This is a genomic window from Rhodopseudomonas sp. RCAM05734 (assembly GCF_052658035.1).
The window spans coordinates 4,494,167-4,511,482 of record NZ_CP199742.1 but is presented as its reverse complement, the minus strand read 5'-3'; the positions used below and the strand labels follow the sequence as shown (position 1 = coordinate 4,511,482).

The window sequence follows — 17,316 nt, the reverse complement described above, 5'->3', positions numbered from 1 at the left end:
GACATCGTGCCAAATCCAATGCCTCTTCAAAAGGTCGGCTTCATCGGGCTCGGCATCATGGGCAATAGCATGGCCGGGCATCTACTGGCTGGCGGCCATGAACTGCACGTGTTCAATCGAACCCGCGCCAAAGTCGATAACCTCCTGGCCAGAGGCGCGGTCTGGCACGACGCGCCCGGTGAAATCGCGGCGGTCTGCGACGTTGTCATCACCATGGTCGGCTATCCCGCCGACGTCGAAGCGATCTATCTCGGCGCCGATGGCCTTATCACCAGGGCTCGACGAGATTCCATCCTGATCGACATGACCACATCCAGCCCGTTGCTGGCGCAACGCATCGCCGAAACGGGACTCGGGCATGGCTGCCACGTGCTGGACGCTCCCGTCTCGGGCGGCGACGTCGGTGCACGCAACGCCAAGCTTGCGATCATGGTCGGCGGCGATGCCGAAGCCCTGCAGCGCGTGATGCCGTTGCTGGCGCTAATGGGGAATAATATCGTCCATCAGGGTGCCGCGGGCGCGGGTCAGCACACCAAGATGGCCAACCAGATCGCCATCGCATCGACCATGATTGTTCGTCGTCAGGCACTTTGAGACTGATCAGGCGCTTCGAGAAGAGAGGCTCTGGCTCATCAGGGTTAGAGTTTAAGCGGCCTGCAGTCGATGCTGCAAGCGACGGTTTGCGATGGTGGCGAGTTTGATGCGTCTGCGTTCTGCGAGGATCGTCTGTGCTCTGCCGAAGTAAACGTCGGCAGGTGTGACGTTTTCGATGCTCTCATGATAGCGGACGTGATTGTAGTGCTCGACAAAGGCTCCAATCTGTCGGTCAAGATCTCCAGGTAAATAGTAGTTTTCCAGCAGAATGCGGTTCTTCAAGGTCTGGTGCCAGCGCTCGATCTTGCCCTGGGTCTGCGGATGATAAGGTGCTCCCCGCACATGACGCATGCCCTTGTCTTCGAGCCAGTCGGCGAGATCGCCTGCAACATAAGACGCGCCGTTGTCGCTGAGCAGTCTCGGCCGGTGCACGACCGTGGCGCTGTCAAGGCCCGATGCCGCCAGCGCCTGGTCCAACGTAGCCGTGACGTCGGAAGCGCACATAGTGGGGCCGAGCCGCCACGCCACGATGTAGCGCGAGAAGTCGTCCAACACCGTCGACAGATAATACCAGCCCCAGCCGGTGATCTTGAGGTAGGTGAAGTCGGTCTGCCAGAGCTGGTTGATCGCGGTGGTCTTTTCTTTGAACTCGTTCGCCGCCTTGATCACCACATAGGCCGGGCTGGTGATCAGGTCATGCGCCTTCAACAGCCGATAGACCGACGCCTCGGAGACGAAGTACTTTTTCTCGTCGGTGAAGCGCACTGCCAGCTCCCTCGGTGACAGTTCGGGAGCCTGCAACGCCAGATCGATGATCTGCCCGCGGACGTCGTCCGGGATGCGATTCCAGACGCGATCCGGTCGGGAGCGATGGTCCGCCAACGCCTCCAGCCCGCCCTCACGGTAACGGTCATACCAGCGATAGAACGTGGCGCGCGGGATGCCGAGCTTGTCCAGCGTGCGCTTGGCGGGCAGATGCGATTGCTCCACCAGCTCGATAATTTCGGCCTTCTCGGATGCGGGATACCTCATGCCTCGTCCTCCCCATCCTCGCTCATATTTTTTTTGAGCAGACGGTTCTCCAGGGTGAGATCGGCAACAACTTCTTTCAGAGCTGTAGCCTCGCGACGAAGATCCTTCACCTCGCCAGGTGTTGCAGCTCGCGCAGTGTCACCGGCCAATCGACGCTTGCCGGCCTCCAGGAACTCCTTGGACCAGCCGTAATACATCGAGGCGGCGATGCCTTCCCGGCGGCAAAGCTCCGAGATGTTCTCCTCACCACGCAGCCCCTCCAGGACGATGCGGATTTTCTCCTCGGCCGAATAATGCCGACGCGTCTGGCGCCGGATGTCCTTCAGCACTTGTTCTGCGGGCGCTTTGCCCGGTCCGGATTTCTGTTTCATCTTCGCTCCTTACGGCTACGATGAACCAGAAATCCTCCCTTCGTGAAGTCCCTCAATTTGTCTCAAGGGTGCTGACGGTGAACACAATGCAACGTTAAGGCAAGAATATGAAAAGCTACACATCGAGATTGACGAGGCTAAGGCGAAGTTTCTGAAAGCACTCAAGGAGCAATCTGGGTCAAAGAGGGACTTGGAAAAGGAATTGTCTCTCACTTTCACCAAGACAGAGGAAAACCTGCAACGAGCTTTAGTTCGGATCGAACCTGAGATGCTCACTCAAACAGCAGCTCCGTTTTCCGACGTTCAATACGACACAATTTTCGACGATAAGGTAATAGCCTTCCTAGGAACTAAAGACTTCAAAACAGCGATCGAAGCCTACATCACCAAATATAACGAGCTATTGGCCGCCTCTACGTATTTTAAGAAGGGTGTATTCAATTACTACAACGCTTCCACTATCGCGAAGATTCTTGCGGATCACGGATTCTTCAAGGCAAAGCACTCTATCAATCTCAACGCAGACGCACGATTGGAAATTAGCGATGAGAAGGAACTTGAAGCTCTAGCAGTCTGCTGAAAAACCAGCTCGCCAAGCGGTTTTCTTGATGATTCACTTTGTCATCTCGAATCGGTGGAGACGAGCATGCGCGGCAATTTTGTGGATCAGGGCGGGTTGTTTTCGTACATTTCACCAGACAAGCGGGTGCCGACGAACCACCCTCTGAGGAAGATCCGCGAGCTTGTCCGGGATGTGCTGGGTGAGTTGAGCCGTAGCCTGGCGAAGCTTTACGCCAGCGAGGGACGTCCTTCGATTCCTCCCGAACAATTACTGAGCGCGCTGTTGCTGCAGGTGTTCTACGGCATCCGCTCGGAACGCCAGCCGATGGAGCAGCCGAACTATAATCTTTTATATCGCTGGTTCGTAGGGCTTTCACCGGACGATCCGGTCTGGGACCCGACCACCTTCACCAAGAACCGCGACAGGCTGCAGAACGGCGAGGTGTTTGCGAAGTTCATGGCCAGGCTCCTGAACCATTCCCAGGTCAGGCCGCTATTGTCGAACGAGCATTTTTCGGTGGACGGGACGCTGATCGAAGCCTGGGCTTCGCAGAAGAGCTTTCGTCCCAAGGACGGCAGTGGCGACGATGACAACGGCGCCAATTTCCATGGCCAGAAGCGCAAGAACGACACCCATGCCAGCACCAGCGATCCCGACAGCAGGCTCTACCGCAAGGCGGCCGGGCGCGAGGCCAGGCTTTGCTATATGGGCCACGCGACCATGGAGAACCGGCATGGCCTGGCAGTCGCCGGCATGGTTACGCACGCCAATGGCACGGCCGAGCGCCGCGCTTCGGAGACGATGTTGAAGGCTCGGCGCAAGACGGCCCGCCGCCGCATCACGGCCGGTGAGGACAAGGCCTACGACACCGCCGATCATGTGGCCAAGCTTCGCGCCATCGACGTGACGCCGCATGTGACGCAAAACAACGCCGTCACCAAAGCCGGCAAGACCCGCACCAGCGCCATCGACGATCGCACCACACGACATCCCGGCTATGGCATGTCGCAATCACGCCGAGCGATGATCGAGTGCATCTTCGGCTGGGGCAAACAACACGGCACCATGCGCAAGACCAAGCATCGCGGCATCGGTCGCGTCGCCGCCGACTTTCTCCTTAACCTGATCGCCTACAATCTGATCCGCATCCCCAAACTGCTCGCAGCATAGGCCACCGGCTTCGGGGACAACCCCGGCACCCCGCCGATAAGCGCGCTCCCTCACCGCTCCCCACTTCGATAACGACCGCAGAGAGACAAGAAAACTCTCAAATCTAGGGTTTTTCAGCAGACTGCTAGTCAAAAAGGAAAAGGACAGCATCTCAACCGACGCAGACCTTCGCAAGAAGTTTGCCGACATAGACAAGCTAATTCTAAAGAATGCGACGGTTCGAGACTTCCAGGCATACATTGAAGAGCACGAAGAACTGTTGGCTAGCTTGGCGAACATCGACGTCTTCAAGGAAGAAGTCTGGAAATCTTACATTTATTCTCACCTTGATCTCTACAAAGACTTGCTGGAAAAATACAAAGCCGCTCAGAAGAGAAAGGGGGAGATCGAAAAACAGGCTGCGAGCGAGCGAACGCAGTGGGAAGAAGTGATCGATATCTTCAATTCTCGATTCTTTGTTCCGTTCACCCTGACGGCCAAGAACCGGGTTTCGGTCATTCTTGGTCAAGAAGCAGTGCTTAGCCTCGGCTTCATCTTTAAGGATGGCACCGAATCCGCCTCGATTGATCGCGCCGCGTTGATGGGCGTGTTGAGCACCGGAGAGAAGAAGGCTCTCTATGTTCTCAATATTATTTTTGAGATCCAGGCACGCAGGAAGGCAGCACAGAAAACAGTGCTAGTCGTGGACGACATTGCAGATTCATTCGATTACAAAAACAAATACGCTATTATCCAGTATCTAAAAGATATTGCTGATGACACGACGTTTGACCAAATCATATTGACTCATAACTTTGATTTCTTCCGCACAGTGAACAGTCGATTTGTCAAATATTCATATTGCTATATGGCCTCGAAGACGTCCACTGGACTCACCTTGACGAAGGCCGCCGGCATTCAGAATGTATTCGTCAATGACTGGAAGAAGAACTTTGCATCGGACGGCAAGAAGCGAATTGCATCGATTCCATTCATCAGGAACCTGATTGAGTTCACCAAGGGTGACCAGGATCCCGACTACCTGAAACTCACTTCGCTGTTGCACTGGAAGGCGGATTCGTCAGCCATAACTCAGGGAGACCTTGTCGCGATCTATAATACCTTATTTGGAACCGCGATCACTTCACAAGAACCGAGTCTTTCCGTGCTCGATCTAGTTCATACTCTTGCGGACGAATGCTTGCAGGCCGCGGATGGCGCAAATTTCGAGAACAAGGTTGTGCTGTCGATCGCTGTTCGACTGAGCGCTGAGAAGTTCATGGTAACGAAGATAAACGACGCAGCATTTTTGGCTACAATCAAGTCGACTCAAACACCCAAACTTCTGAGTGAATACAAGCGACGGTTCGGCGCAGAGGTTGCGGCCATATCGACAGTTGAGCGAGTCATTCTAATGACCCCTGAGAACATTCACCTGAACTCGTTCATGTACGAGCCCATCATAGACATGTCAGACGAGCACCTGCGCAAACTTTACCAAGAGGTTGCGGCTCTCACTTAAATCTGCGTTACGAATCTTCAGACCTCAAGAGCGGAGCGTCATTTGACTACGGTCGTCTCCAGCATTGCATCTTTGCTTCGGGTGCTGTCTCGGAAGCTTTCGATCTTATCCACCAGACGTTTGAATTCTCGCTCGGGGTCGCGATACCAGTCGGTCGACCACACGCGGTGGATTCTCCAATTTAATTCCTCAAGAACGGATTGCCGCAATCGATCCCTGTCGCGGGCGGACTTCGAGGAATGATACGTCGCTCCATCGCATTCAAGACCGATGATGTAGCTCCCTGGCCGGTCTGGATGGACAACTCCGATATCGATTCTATATTGGGCCACGCCGACCTGTGGATGGGCGACATACCCCGCCGACTTGAGACGCGAGAGAAACCATCGCTCGAAGTCGCTGTCCGGCTCCTGCCCCGTTTGCCGCCCGTGTTGGATCGTACCGCTCGCAGCGTATTCGAGGAATTCCTTGAGCACGCGCACACCGCGCTGTTTGCCTTCGGCAAGGATCTGCGATGGGTCGAGAGAGGTGAACAGCGCCAGCCTGCGCTTTGCGCGCGTAAATAGCACGTTAAGGCGGCGATGCCCGTAGGCCTTATTGATGGGTCCGAAATTCTGATGGAAAATGCCTTCGGCCGTTCTGCCGTACACAGTGGAGACTAAGATTATGTCGCGCTCGTCGCCCTGCACGTTTTCGAGGTTCTTCACGAAGAACGACTCAAGCGTATCGTCCCAACGCTGGCGATAAGCCTGGATCTCGGGGTCGGACGCGGCCACCTCGTCCATCAACGTCTCGATCAGCTCGCTTTGCGCCTTATTGACGGCCACGATGCCGATCGATCTATCGATCCGCCTCCTCATGAGGTCCGCGGCTTCGGCCACGATCGCTTGGGCTTCCAACGGATTGCGGCCTTGGCCGGCCTCGTACCCGCCATCAGCGACCCTGTGACAGGTAACTCCGAAGTCGGGATCGTTAAGGACCGGGCTCGGATAGACGAGCAACCGATCATCATAGAACTCACGGTTTGAATATGCGATGAGCGATTGATGACGCGAGCGATAGTGAACGCCCAGCATTCGCATCGGACGCCAGCAGCGCCGTCCGAGTTCGAGGATGGACTCTTCCGGAGAATCCTCGATATCCTGTTCGTCGCGGGTTTCCGCCGCGACGAAAAAGTCGCTCGGCGGTAACTGTTCGGGGTCACCGACCACCACAGCCTGCGCGCAGCGGATAAGCGCCCCAAGCGCATCTTCAGGGCGCATCTGCGAGGCTTCATCGATGATCAGGACGTCAAAGCGGTGCTTGCCCGGTTCGAGATACTGCGCGACCGACATCGGGCTCATCATGATGCAGGGCTTGTAGGCGCGGATGGCGGCACCCGCATTCCCGAAAAGCCGGCGGAGAGCGATGCGTGGCTTCTGCAAACTCGTCTGGTGATCGAGCATCTGATTATCGGTGTAGTCGCGCGTCGACTGGGCGCGCTGTCCCATGGGCACCTGCCGGGCGAACAGCTTCGCTGCCACCAGGCGACGGTTCAACGATAGGATTTCCTTGTCGAGCTCCTGGAATCTCTTGCGAACCTGCTCGTGCGTGCTTCCGGTATGCCTCGCAAGGGCGGGCTGCTCGCGCATCAGATGCGCTGCGGCCGAACGGTAGAACGCGGCTTCGACCGTCCATGATACGCCTTGGTATGGCAATCCCTCGTTGCTCCAGGCGGCGATCAGGTCGTCGAGTCCCAATCGACGCGCCTCGTCCTCGGTTGCGAGCAACGTGATCTGCTTCTCGAGACTGTCAGGCGCTTGGACCGCACGCTGAACTTTTTCCAGCAGTCTTTCGATAGGAACAACGGCGAACGGCCCACCGGACCACGAGGCCGCATCGATTTGAAGCAGGGCATCCGCTCGCTCGCGGGCCGCGCCTTCTGCCTTGATGGCCCTTTCCACCGCCGACGCCATCCGCGAAAGTATTTCGGCGCGTGAGATATGGTCCGGATGAAGGAGCCATTTCACGGCGCCTGCGGGGAGCCCGGCGCCGCCGATTTTTTCCGCACGAGCGAGCGTTGCTCGAACCGAGAGCACCTGAGCGAGCTCGTTTTCGCCTGACGTTTCGCAAACCGTGATCGCGCCGGTCGGCTGCGCCGCGATCGCGGCCCGGCACTCTAACGCCTGGGCAAAGCTCGTCGCCGCCTCGCTGAGTTTTCGGAGGGCAACGCCAGGCCTAAGTCCGCTCGCATGCGCCTGATCGAGCAGCGTTCCCATTCGGTTGACACGGTCGGACTCGCGCTTAGCTTCCTCGCTGACCGTGCTTTGCTTCCCGTAGCACGCACCGAAGATCCCGATCAGGTCCATCGCCTCGGCACTGCCGGCCGCCTCGGCCAAGTTCCTGACGTCCTCCGAAGGGCCATCGAACAACAGCCGCCGCAAGGCTCGCGCGCCGTCAACGGCAACAGGCGTCACTTTCTGAACAGCCTTCATCCATTCGCCCACGACCAAAATGTCTGCGAAGGGTGTGGCACTCCCCCGCCAATGGGATGCTATGGCGTCCTTGGCAGTCAAACAGCCTTCGAGCGACTCCAGCCCTTCCTTCCACTTTGCCACTGCTATGAGCCGTTCAGCACTCGATCCAGACACCTTCTCGCCAGGAAAGCACTGTCGCCAAATAGCCTTGGCCCGCCGCCCTTCGCCGCTGAAGAGCCTCCCGACAAACGAGGTGCTCTTGATGACGGCGGCGGCCGCGCGCACTTCCCGCGCGCTCGGGAGCGATGCCGCGAGGGCGGCCGTCGGAGGTTCGCCGAACCCCGCCTTGGCAGCCGCGTCGGAAGCCTCTGTCGCAAACCCGAGCGCGACCCGAACGTCTTCCAGCACGCCGTCTTCGGCCAGGCGCATCGAGCGCAAATGGGCCTTGGCGTGCGGAAAAGCCTGAACGTTGCGGAGGAAGCTCGCGGCGAGCGCCTCGGCTCGGACGTCGAGGCCGGCTGCCGAATCGCGGTCTGTGACGCTCAAGACTTGCCGCATCAAACCGACGGCCCCGGCAAGCTCCTCAGCGCGAGCGCGGGACTTCGCATGAATCACTACCAGTTCATCAAGCGTTGCTCCTTCCACCTCGAGGGTTTCGGCCGCCTCGAGCAACGTCCGAACGCTACCCAGCGAGGATTGCATTGCTTCACGTTTACAGATCGCATCGGCCGACGCTTCGAATTGGCGCGCAGACATTATCAAATCGGCCCAACGCGACAATGCAGCCGCCGATGATGGATCAAGCGTCTTGGCCAGCAACCCGCAGGCGATCTCCGGTTCGGGCGGCGGCAAGGCTCGGATGAGTTGGACGGCTTGCCCTGAGGCTTCTGTCGTATCGATTCCTTCCCATTGCGTGGCGGCACGGATGGCCCGCACCGCGTGCAACAAGTCGGCGAGAGCGGACGACCACTCCTGCACGGCTTCGATGGCACTCGCCCGGTCAAAGCGAGTGATGTTAAGATTACCGACACCGCGCCACGGCTGACGCGCAGGTTCCGCGAAAGCTCCCATGGCGGCCGCCTGGTCGTCCAGTGCCTTGCCCGCACTGACGAGCTCTCGCAGTCTGAATCGATCGATGTAGACAGCATCCGGAAACCGAAAATCGAGGGCCGACACAGGCACACCGGCCGGCAGCGTTCCGCGGCTGGCATCGCCCCAAAGGATATCGTGCGTCGTGAGGCCGGTATCGCCCGCTGGGGAATTGATCACGCCGGCGTAGTCTGTCAGCCGCTGACGCGCCTCCTGAAGCGCCGTTCTTGCGCGTTCAATTTCCTCGGCATTAGAGCGGACGCGGCCCGCATCCATTCGCTCCTTCAGGGCCTTGAGAACCTGAGCCTTCGACGCTTTGGCGGAATGAACCTCTAGACAAAAAAGACCGAGCCCCATGTGGTCGAGCCGATCCTTCACCACCCCGAGGGCCGCCATCTTCTCGGATACGAAGAGGATCGACTTTCCCTGCCAGAACGCATTCGCGATGATGTTGGTGATGGTCTGCGACTTTCCCGTGCCGGGCGGCCCTTGTATCACGAGGCTGGTCCCAGCAGCCGCGTCGATCACGGCGCTTACCTGCGACGCGTCGGCATCGGTCACGAGCACCGGCGCTTGCAGCTCGACCTCCGGATGATCGATGTCGTGTACCGGGGCGAGCGTATTCAGGTCTCCGACTGGTGCATCGCCGTAAATCTGTTGAAGCAGAAGGTGTTGTTCCGGCCGTCCCGCTGCTGGCCAACGTTCTGGGTCGAGATCGGTCCACATGGCCTGCCGCGAGAACGAAAAAATCCCTATCGTAACCCACCGTCGTACGCGCCAACGTGGGCGGTTTCGTACTGCGGCGGTGACCGAAGCGAGATAGTGCTCAGCGCCTTGTTCCGGATCGTATTCGGGCAGTTCGATCCCGTGCTGCCGCAGCTTCTCGCGAAGGGCGACGTTCGTCGTCTCATCGTCGTCCCGGCCCACAATGGAGAATACGTATTCGCCTCCGGAAACGCGCTTCTCCATGTTGATCGGCAGCAACAAAAGTGGTGCAAAGGCAGCCGTGGGTCCGTCGTCGGTCTCGTACCATTCCAGGAAGCCCACCGCGCACGATAGCGCGGCAATGCCAGCGTCTTCTTGTAAAGTCCGCGTAGCCGCATGGATGGCAGAAAGTTTCGGCTCGAGCCTGTCGGGGAAGAACAGAGTTTGAAGCTGGAGATGCCCCGAGGATGCATCCCCGCTTGCTATTCCATCCTTCAGATCATAGGACGGTTCAATTCCGAGTTCATGAGCCCGGACTTTGGGATCTGTCGCAGCCTGCCATTCTTGCATGCCGAGCAGTCCGCGAACGCGATTCCTGAGGGAGCGTTCAGCCGCCTTATCTTTACTGCGGCGCCGATTGCCCGCAGCGCGCTTGGCATCTTCCGTCGCAAGCCATTCGGGGTCGACTGCCTTAGCGTCCCTCAATGCCGCACGAAAGACGTCGGTTTCCTCGTCGCGAGGTATGCTTTCGAGCGGGGGTAACGGCACGAGATCGATGCTCTTCTCGGAGGCAAGGCAATCTACGACCGCGCTCGGCAATTGATGCACGACACGAACATGGCGGCTGGAGGATTCCGAATGGCGGTAATTCAACATGCCGTTTCGAAGGCTGAGATCGATCAGCTTTTCGCGGGCCTTTAGAATGCCCTCACGCACCATTTCGACAATGGCGCCACTGCCGTCACCGCTTCCGCGTTCCGGTGCGCCCGCCGCCTTTGGCCGCTTGAAAGACATCTCGAGACTTACCTAAGCGTTAGGTTGCGCGCCCCAAACGCAGGGGAACGTGCTAAACACAATACGAAACCAAATGAGGTTGCACGCAGAAAGTGCGCTGTTGCCGTTGATTGCACAGACATTTTTCACGTCTTCTACCGTGACACCGTGGTCTCAGTCGGTGGCGCTTGTCCGACAGGGATTCGAACCGTCAGCGAGACTGCGGCTTCAAACACCTTAGATGGCTGCCTTTGGAAACCGTACTAAATCGCCGCAGTACTAAGCTTTGGAGAAAAACGGCGTCTCCAGCCTCAAATCTCCGAAATCGGCGGTTCTCTCGTACGGCATCAATTCAAAAAAGACTGTTTTTATTGGGGAATTTGGGGACTTTGGCGGTAGACGGCCCTGGGAGCCCAACGTCGGTGGCGGAAGGGGTGGGATTCGAACCCACGGTACGGTTTCCCGCACGGCGGTTTTCAAGACCGCTGCCTTAAACCACTCGGCCACCCTTCCGCGTGGGATTCGACTTAGCAAAGCCGGCCCCGCCGGGGAAGCTTTGATTGCCGGGGTGCGGTGGGGGCGAGTCGGGCGCGACCGCTCCGTCCGCCGGGACGTCGTCTCCCTGCCCGCGAAACACGCCTGAAACCAGAAACCCTGGCTGCGGCTTGAACGCGCTCCGCGTGGGGCGCGACAGATCGGCAGGGACACCACAGCGGCGCAGCGCGCCAACCTACGGAGAACGACCATGTTTCGCAAAATGACCCTCGGACTGATCGCGGCAGCCTCGCTCGGTGCCGCTGCCCTCGCCCCGACCGCGGCTTCCGCCCATGGCTGGCACCACGGCTGGCATGGCGGCTGGCACGGCGGCTTCGGCCATCACGGCTTCTATGGCGCCCCGGGGCTCTATGTGGGCGGCCTGACCGACGACTGCTGGCAGCGCCGGGTGGTGCAGACCCGCCGCGGAGAGCGGGTCCGCCTCGTCAACGTCTGCGCCTTCTGATCGGCTTCCCGGCAAATCCCGGCCGTCCCGGGCGACGCTTGTCGCCTGGCGCGGCCGGGATTTCGTTGACCATGGCCGGAATCAAGGCGGTGCTGTGGCCCTCATGTCACAGCCTTCGACGGCGAAGTTCGCTAGGAAGGAACTGAAATCGCCAGCATCTTGAGGGCGGTGAAAGGCCTTCTTGATGAAACTTCCCTGGTTCGCCGCGATCGTCGCAGCATTGGGCGCCGCTTCGGCTGGCGCAGCCGATCTGCCGTCGCATGGCTGGACCAAGGCGCCCGCGGTCACCGATGCCTCCTATAACTGGGGCGGCTGGTATGTGGGCGGCAATGCCGGGGGCGCGTGGGGCCGCAGCGACGTGTCGAGCGCCTTCGTCAACGGCACCGCGCCGATCGCCAACCAGCAGGCCGCCGCCGCGGCTGGTTCGCCCGGCCTGAAGTCCGATGGCTTCACCGGCGGCGGCCAGGTCGGCTACAATCACCAGGTCGATCGCTGGCTGTTCGGCGTCGAGGCCGACGTCAGCTATCTCGGCCTGCGGCAGTCGCGCAGCACGACCGCGCCCTTCCCGGTCAGCGTCGGCGCCTTCTCCACCAACAATGCCGTCACCGCCGACTGGCTGATGACACTGCGGCCGCGGGTCGGCTATGCCGTCGATCGCACGCTGTTCTACGCCACCGGCGGACTGGCGTTGACCGAAATGAAATACAGCGGCAGCTTTGCCGACACCACCGGCGCCAACGAGGCTGCAAGCTTCTCCAGGACGGTGGCGGGCTGGACCGCCGGCGCCGGTGTCGAACATGCCTTCACGGACAACTGGTCGGCAAAGGTCGAATATCTCTACACCGACTTCGGCAAGCAGTCCGTGGCGAGCCCGGTGCTGGCCGGCCAGACCCCGACCGGGGCGATCGTCAACCAGGGCGTGGATCTCAAGGCCAATACCTTGCGCGGCGGGCTGAACTACCATTTCGGCGGCGCCCCGGTGGCGCGCTACTGATCCGCGTCGGCCCTGCAATCGATGCAAAATAAAAGCCCCGCACTGCGGGGCTTTTTGCTGGGCCGACCATGCCGCGCGGTTCAGGCCTGCAGCAGCAGCGCCGGGGTCTCCGTAGACTGCTGAGCAGCGGATTTTTGAGCGATGGTGATCGTCCAGCGCAGCGGCCAGCAAGTCAGATCCGGCCGAATCGTCTGGACAAAGCCGGTGGCGCAAGCGCCATGCTCGAACATCTCATCGACGGGCTGCCCGTGCAGATGGGCCATCCGGCAGCGACGCATCTGCGCATAATCGGTGGTTTCGAACGTCGCCAACAGCCTGTCTCCCGCAATTGCTACTCTCGGTAAGTCTCGACGACTCGCAGTTAACAAACCGCAAACCATGGACGTGAAGCATCGGCCCGCGAAACGACGAGATTAAGGCCGATACCCCGATATTTCAGCGATCGGATTTACGGGCGTTTCAAGAATGCGGACCACGCTGGCGTGTCTCTGGAGTGCGCCGGATGTTTCTTATCGCAGCCCTGCTCGCCATCGCCGCCGCGGTATTTTCCGCCGCCAGCGTCAACAGCGCCGGATGGGCCGCACAGGTGTGCCGCTATGGCGATGTTTTCTGCATGAACCCGACATGGCTGGTGGTCGCAGCCATCCTCGCCGCGATCTGGGCGTGCCTGATGCGCGTCGACCGGCTGTAAGACAGCCGCTTGGCGAGAAGCCTCAGATGAGATCGAAGCTGAGCAACTGGTCGAATTCGGACGGCGCGTATTGGCGGCCAGCGGCGGTCGAAATGCTGACCCGCCAGCCGGCAGCCTTCAGCGTGCGCGCCTGTGCCACCGCGACATCGGGAATGATCCTGTGCGTGACGATGGCCTGATCGTTACGAACCGCGTGAATGGTGTAAACACCGGCGGCTTCCGCCGTGAACGGCCGTGCCGGCCGCTCGAGAACCGTATCCAAGATCATCGTCGCCAACGGAATCCTCCATCGCTCGCCGCATGCCTTCGCCAATACTGCGGCGTCTTGGTTAACGAGGAGTTAGCGCGAGAGGGCCGCCGCGCTAGCGGAAGGCGCCGGTGATCTTGTCCCACAGCGAGGGGTCCTCGTCGCCGTCCTGTTTGCTCTTGGCCGGCTGGGTGGCGCTGACCGGATCCGATGCGGGGAATGAATCTTCCAGGCCAGTCTTCAGCTCCTGGTGCTTGGCGCGGTCTGCGCGCGCCGCTTCCTTGACACCGACAGCGTATTTGTCATGCGGTGCGGGATCGAATTTCTCGGTCATGATGTCGCTCTCCGTTTCAAATCAAACGTATCGGAGAACAACTGGTTCCCATCTGGAACGGGATGAACCGCGCGACCGCCTGCCGGCGCCGCGCCTAGTCGAGTGCGCGTTCGCGGCTCAGTCGCACCATTTCCTCGATGAACAGCGCCTTCTGTTTGGCGTCGAGACTGGCGAACAGCGGCTCTGCGGCGTCGGCCACGGCGCGCTGGTCGACGGCGCGATCGTTGAGGAACTGGGCCTCGTTGCGCATTTGCTCGATGATGTCGTCCGGCGGGTCGCGCTTGGCGCGGGCAATACGCAGGTTGAGCCGGTCGGCGCCGTTATGGCCGAGGTAATGCATCGCGCTGTTGAAGCCGGTCCAGTGCTTCTCCTGCTCCGGCGTCAGGTTCAGCGCGCTCTTGATACGGGCGATGTTGGCGTCGCTTTCGGCGACGATCTGATCGGCCGTGAGTTCCTGCGGCGGCGCCGCCTCGGCCGCTTTTGCGGTCTTGGCATTCTTACCCTTGGCCTTGGCACCCTTGGCGGTCTCGGCCTGCTTGGCGCCGGCCGGACCCTGCACGTTCCTGTTGCCGTTGGCGGGCACGCCGAGCACGCCGCCGACCACGCCGACAACACCGCCGATGGCGCCGCCGAGCACGCCGCCGATGGGGCCGGCGGCCTTGTTGCCGGCCTTGGCGCCCTGCTCTACGCCCTGCACCAGGCCCTGCGCCTGAGCGGTCGCGAGGTGTCCGAGCAGCAACATCGCGCCAGCGCCGAACACCGCGCGCATGCGCATCGGCCGCATCAATCGGATCATGTCGTGGTCTCCCCCTCGCGGCGCTCACAGGTCAATCGCCACAGGCCACAATACCGTTTGGCGCGATCACAAGTCCATCCAACGGGCCGCGGGAGCATCGGTTCCGTTGTGGACCCGGCCGGCGCCGTCCTGCTAAACAAGCCACATGCGGTCGTCGTGCTGCAGTGCGCAAGAATGAAAAACATCATAAAGGGCCGGGAATGACCACCAACAAGAAGAAACTGCTGATCACCGAATCCATGTCGCAACAGGGCTGGTCGCTGTTCAACGAGCGCGGCGACATCGAAATCGTGGAGTTTTCCAACCTGATTTCGGCAGGCGATTTCGACGCCCTTCTGAAGAGCGAGGCGCCGGTGCATGGCGTGGCGCTCGGCGCCACCCGGTTCGGCGAGCCGGAGCTCGCGGCCTCGCGCGACATGAAGGTGGTGGCGCGGATCGGCGTCGGCTACGACTCCGTCGACGTGCCCGCGCTGAGCCGCCACAAGGTGCCGCTGATGGTGGCCGGGACCGCCAACTCACCCTCGGTAGCCGAACAGGCGCTGTTCATGATGCTGACGCTGGCCAAGCGCGCGGTCGAGCTGCATGCGCTGGTGAAGGATGGCAAATGGAGCACGCGACTCGGCGCGTTGCCCTTCGACCTGTTCGGCAAGACCGTGCTGATTGTCGGCTTCGGCCGCATCGGCAGCCGCATGGCCAAGCGCTGCCTGGCGATGGAAATGACCGTGCTGGTCTACGATCCCTACAAGACGGCCGACGAGATCGAGGCCGCCGGTTGCGTGGCGGTGAGCGATCTCGACGCGGCGCTGGCGCGCGCCGACTTCGTCACCCTGCATTGTCCGAAGACGCCAGAGACCACCGGCCTGATCGATGCCAGCAGGCTCGCACGGATGAAGCCCACCGCCTATCTGATCAACACGGCACGCGGCGGCATCGTGGTGGAAGCCGCATTGCACGACGCGCTGGTGTCGGGAAAACTCGCCGGCGCCGGGCTCGACGTGTTCGAGCAGGAGCCGCCGCCGCTCGGCCATGCGCTGTTCGATCTGCCCAACGTGATCATCGCGCCGCACGTCGCCGGCGTCACCCGCGAGGCGCTCGACCGTATGGGCGAACAGACCGCGCGCAACATGCTCAGCGTGCTTGACGGCGAACCGATCCGCCAGAACGTCATCAATGTGGACGTGCTGGGTTAGGCGATCGCACTGAAACTGCGAGAGTTGCGCGACGACACACTGCGGAGCGCCGCGCAACTCTGCATCGCCTCACTGTGCATTGCTGGCGCGGCCCGTCCGCGCTAGCAACGGACTCCCTCCTCCGAGTATCCCGCATGGCTTTCAAGGAATATGCCGAGTTCGACGCCGTCGGTCTCGCCGAACTGGTGCGCAGCAAGCAGGTCAGTGCCGGCGAACTGCTGGATGAAGCCGTCGCGCGCACCGACGCGGTCAACCCCGCCATCAACGCGGTCGTGGTCCGGCACGACGATTACGCACGACAGCAGATCAGGGACGGCCTGCCCGACGCGCCGTTCGCCGGCGTGCCGTTCCTGCTCAAGGACCTCGACCTGCTCGACGGCACCCGCACCACCTTCGGCGCCAATCTCTTCAGGGACAACGTCGCCGACCACACCGGCACCCTCGCCGGGCGTTTCCTCAAGGCCGGCCTGACCATCTTCGGCAAGAGCGCGAGCCCGGAATTCGGGCTGATGCCGACCACCGAATGCCGCCTGCATGGCCCGACCCGCAATCCCTGGAATCTCGCACACTCCTCCGGCGGCTCATCCGGCGGCGCCGCAGCCGCCGTAGCCGCGCGGATCCTGCCGGTGGCCCATGCCAGCGACGGCGGCGGCTCGATCCGGATTCCGGCTGCGGCCTGCGGCGTGTTCGGCCTGAAGCCGACCCGCGCCCGCAATCCTGTCGGCCCCGATCGCGGCGAAGGCTGGGGCGGCTTTTCCTGCAGCCATGTGGTCAGCATCAGCGTGCGCGACAGCGCGGCGATGCTCGACGCCGTGCACGGCCCGGAGCCGACCAGCCCCTATCACGCGCCGGTGCCGCAGCGTCCGTTCCTCGACGAGATCAGCCGCGAGCCCGGCCGGTTGCGCATCTCCTTCACCGACAAGTCGCCCTATGGCGACGCCATCGATCCCGAGATTGCCGCCGCGGTACGCGACGTCGCCACCCTGCTGGAAGGACTTGGCCACCACATCGAGGAGCGCGCGCCGGTGTTGCCGGCCGATCCGGCGCAGGTGATCGCGGCGATCGTCGCCGCCAACACCGCCCTGACGGTGCGGCTCGCCGAGCAGAAACTGGGCCGTGCCGTGACCGCGGATGATTTCGAGAAACTGACCCTGGGCAGCGCCCACAATGCGCGAAAAGCCAGCGCGGTCGACTATGTCGCCGCGCAGCAAAATGCTTTCCTGATCTCACGCGCCGTGACCGCCTTCTTCGCGGGCTGCGATGTATTCCTGTCGCCGACGCTGTGCCTGCCGCCGGTGCGGCTTGGCGAGATCGACACGATGTCGGACAATCTCGGCGGCATCGCGCCGTTGCTGCGGCGCTATATGCCGGGCACCAGCATGGCCAACATGACCGGCCAGCCGTCGATGTCGGTGCCGCTGGCCTGGAGCGCTAGTGGACTGCCTCTCGGCATGATGTTCACCGGTCATTTTGGCGACGAGGCGACGCTGTTTTGCGTTGCAGCGCAGCTCGAGCAGATCCGTCCGTGGCGGCACAAGCGGCCGCCGATCTGCGCCTGAATTCGGCCAAAAGCCTTTCTTAACAAGGAACC

At 61.0% G+C, this 17,316-nt stretch carries 15 protein-coding genes and 1 tRNA gene; 9 read left to right on the top strand and 7 right to left on the bottom strand.

The window, feature by feature from the left end; all coding sequences use genetic code 11:
• Positions 1 to 6 precede the first annotated feature (6 nt).
• Positions 7 to 594: an NAD(P)-dependent oxidoreductase gene (locus ACUXVA_RS21225; RefSeq protein WP_445487952.1), complete on the top strand. Its 588-nt coding sequence runs from the start codon at positions 7 to 9 to the stop codon at positions 592 to 594.
• Positions 595 to 645: 51 nt separating this feature from the next.
• Here the strand turns inward: ACUXVA_RS21225 and ACUXVA_RS21220 are convergent.
• A protein-coding gene (locus ACUXVA_RS21220; RefSeq protein WP_445487836.1) for an IS3 family transposase occupies positions 646 to 1,997 on the bottom strand; the annotation gives its coding sequence in 2 pieces (ribosomal slippage) (positions 646 to 1,661 and positions 1,661 to 1,997; 1,353 coding nt in all).
• Between the two features lie 190 nt (positions 1,998 to 2,187).
• Here ACUXVA_RS21220 and ACUXVA_RS21215 point away from each other — a divergent pair.
• The 3 genes from ACUXVA_RS21215 (at position 2,188) to ACUXVA_RS21205 (ending at position 5,230) form a co-directional block, all read left to right on the top strand.
• Complete coding sequence (locus tag ACUXVA_RS21215) at positions 2,188 to 2,577, top strand: hypothetical protein (protein WP_445487950.1); 390 nt, start codon at positions 2,188 to 2,190, stop codon at positions 2,575 to 2,577.
• A 66-nt stretch (positions 2,578 to 2,643) separates the two neighbouring features.
• The gene (locus tag ACUXVA_RS21210; RefSeq protein ID WP_445487948.1) at positions 2,644 to 3,729 is read left to right on the top strand and encodes an IS5 family transposase; all 1,086 of its coding nucleotides are present in this window, start codon (positions 2,644 to 2,646) and stop codon (positions 3,727 to 3,729) included.
• A gap of 121 nt (positions 3,730 to 3,850) precedes the next feature.
• Complete coding sequence (locus ACUXVA_RS21205; protein WP_445493325.1) at positions 3,851 to 5,230, top strand: AAA family ATPase; 1,380 nt, start codon at positions 3,851 to 3,853, stop codon at positions 5,228 to 5,230.
• Between the two features lie 38 nt (positions 5,231 to 5,268).
• On the opposite strand, the gene ACUXVA_RS21200 is transcribed toward ACUXVA_RS21205, so the two are convergent.
• The gene (locus ACUXVA_RS21200) at positions 5,269 to 10,494 is read right to left on the bottom strand and encodes a DUF4011 domain-containing protein (RefSeq protein ID WP_445487946.1); all 5,226 of its coding nucleotides are present in this window, start codon (positions 10,492 to 10,494) and stop codon (positions 5,269 to 5,271) included.
• A gap of 402 nt (positions 10,495 to 10,896) precedes the next feature.
• Positions 10,897 to 10,986, bottom strand: a tRNA-Ser gene (locus ACUXVA_RS21195).
• A gap of 232 nt (positions 10,987 to 11,218) precedes the next feature.
• Between ACUXVA_RS21195 and ACUXVA_RS21190 the strand changes: the two genes are divergently transcribed.
• Both ACUXVA_RS21190 and ACUXVA_RS21185 read left to right on the top strand, forming a co-directional pair.
• Entirely contained in the window at positions 11,219 to 11,473 is a 255-nt protein-coding gene (locus ACUXVA_RS21190) for a hypothetical protein (RefSeq protein WP_445487944.1), read from the top strand.
• 184 nt (positions 11,474 to 11,657) lie between these two features.
• Positions 11,658 to 12,467 (top strand): outer membrane protein, encoded by an 810-nt coding sequence (locus tag ACUXVA_RS21185; protein WP_265078568.1) that lies wholly within the window; start codon positions 11,658 to 11,660, stop codon positions 12,465 to 12,467.
• An 80-nt stretch (positions 12,468 to 12,547) separates the two neighbouring features.
• On the opposite strand, the gene ACUXVA_RS21180 is transcribed toward ACUXVA_RS21185, so the two are convergent.
• The gene (locus ACUXVA_RS21180; protein WP_265078569.1) at positions 12,548 to 12,778 is read right to left on the bottom strand and encodes a hypothetical protein; all 231 of its coding nucleotides are present in this window, start codon (positions 12,776 to 12,778) and stop codon (positions 12,548 to 12,550) included.
• A gap of 191 nt (positions 12,779 to 12,969) precedes the next feature.
• Between ACUXVA_RS21180 and ACUXVA_RS21175 the strand changes: the two genes are divergently transcribed.
• Positions 12,970 to 13,158, top strand: coding sequence for a hypothetical protein (locus ACUXVA_RS21175; RefSeq protein WP_265078570.1), 189 nt, complete (start codon positions 12,970 to 12,972; stop codon positions 13,156 to 13,158).
• 22 nt (positions 13,159 to 13,180) lie between these two features.
• On the opposite strand, the gene ACUXVA_RS21170 is transcribed toward ACUXVA_RS21175, so the two are convergent.
• The 3 genes from ACUXVA_RS21170 to ACUXVA_RS21160 all read right to left on the bottom strand — a co-directional run bounded on the left by ACUXVA_RS21170 (position 13,181) and on the right by ACUXVA_RS21160 (position 14,535).
• On the bottom strand, positions 13,181 to 13,435 hold the full coding sequence (locus ACUXVA_RS21170; RefSeq protein ID WP_445487941.1) for a hypothetical protein: 255 nt from the start codon (positions 13,433 to 13,435) through the stop codon (positions 13,181 to 13,183).
• A gap of 85 nt (positions 13,436 to 13,520) precedes the next feature.
• Positions 13,521 to 13,739: a hypothetical protein gene (locus ACUXVA_RS21165; protein ID WP_445487939.1), complete on the bottom strand. Its 219-nt coding sequence runs from the start codon at positions 13,737 to 13,739 to the stop codon at positions 13,521 to 13,523.
• 94 nt (positions 13,740 to 13,833) lie between these two features.
• Complete coding sequence (locus tag ACUXVA_RS21160; RefSeq protein WP_445487937.1) at positions 13,834 to 14,535, bottom strand: Spy/CpxP family protein refolding chaperone; 702 nt, start codon at positions 14,533 to 14,535, stop codon at positions 13,834 to 13,836.
• Positions 14,536 to 14,735: 200 nt separating this feature from the next.
• On the opposite strand from ACUXVA_RS21160, the gene ACUXVA_RS21155 reads away from it, so the two are divergent.
• Both ACUXVA_RS21155 and ACUXVA_RS21150 read left to right on the top strand, forming a co-directional pair.
• A complete protein-coding gene (locus ACUXVA_RS21155) occupies positions 14,736 to 15,725 on the top strand; it encodes a hydroxyacid dehydrogenase (RefSeq protein ID WP_265078574.1) in 990 nt (329 codons plus the stop codon).
• 134 nt (positions 15,726 to 15,859) lie between these two features.
• Positions 15,860 to 17,284 (top strand): amidase, encoded by a 1,425-nt coding sequence (locus ACUXVA_RS21150; RefSeq protein ID WP_265078575.1) that lies wholly within the window; start codon positions 15,860 to 15,862, stop codon positions 17,282 to 17,284.
• Positions 17,285 to 17,316 lie beyond the last annotated feature (32 nt).

Bases quoted from the DNA above. Each gene is read 5' to 3' on its own strand.
- ACUXVA_RS21210 (WP_445487948.1), top strand. From the start codon at position 2,644: ATGCGCGGCAATTTTGTGGATCAGGGCGGGTTGTTTTCGTACATTTCA.
- ACUXVA_RS21200 (WP_445487946.1), bottom strand. From the start codon at position 10,494: ATGTCTTTCAAGCGGCCAAAGGCGGCGGGCGCACCGGAACGCGGAAGC.
- ACUXVA_RS21190 (WP_445487944.1), top strand. From the start codon at position 11,219: ATGTTTCGCAAAATGACCCTCGGACTGATCGCGGCAGCCTCGCTCGGT.
- ACUXVA_RS21185 (WP_265078568.1), top strand. From the start codon at position 11,658: ATGAAACTTCCCTGGTTCGCCGCGATCGTCGCAGCATTGGGCGCCGCT.
- ACUXVA_RS21175 (WP_265078570.1), top strand. From the start codon at position 12,970: ATGTTTCTTATCGCAGCCCTGCTCGCCATCGCCGCCGCGGTATTTTCC.
- ACUXVA_RS21165 (WP_445487939.1), bottom strand. From the start codon at position 13,739: ATGACCGAGAAATTCGATCCCGCACCGCATGACAAATACGCTGTCGGT.
- ACUXVA_RS21160 (WP_445487937.1), bottom strand. From the start codon at position 14,535: ATGATCCGATTGATGCGGCCGATGCGCATGCGCGCGGTGTTCGGCGCT.
- ACUXVA_RS21155 (WP_265078574.1), top strand. From the start codon at position 14,736: ATGACCACCAACAAGAAGAAACTGCTGATCACCGAATCCATGTCGCAA.
- ACUXVA_RS21150 (WP_265078575.1), top strand. From the start codon at position 15,860: ATGGCTTTCAAGGAATATGCCGAGTTCGACGCCGTCGGTCTCGCCGAA.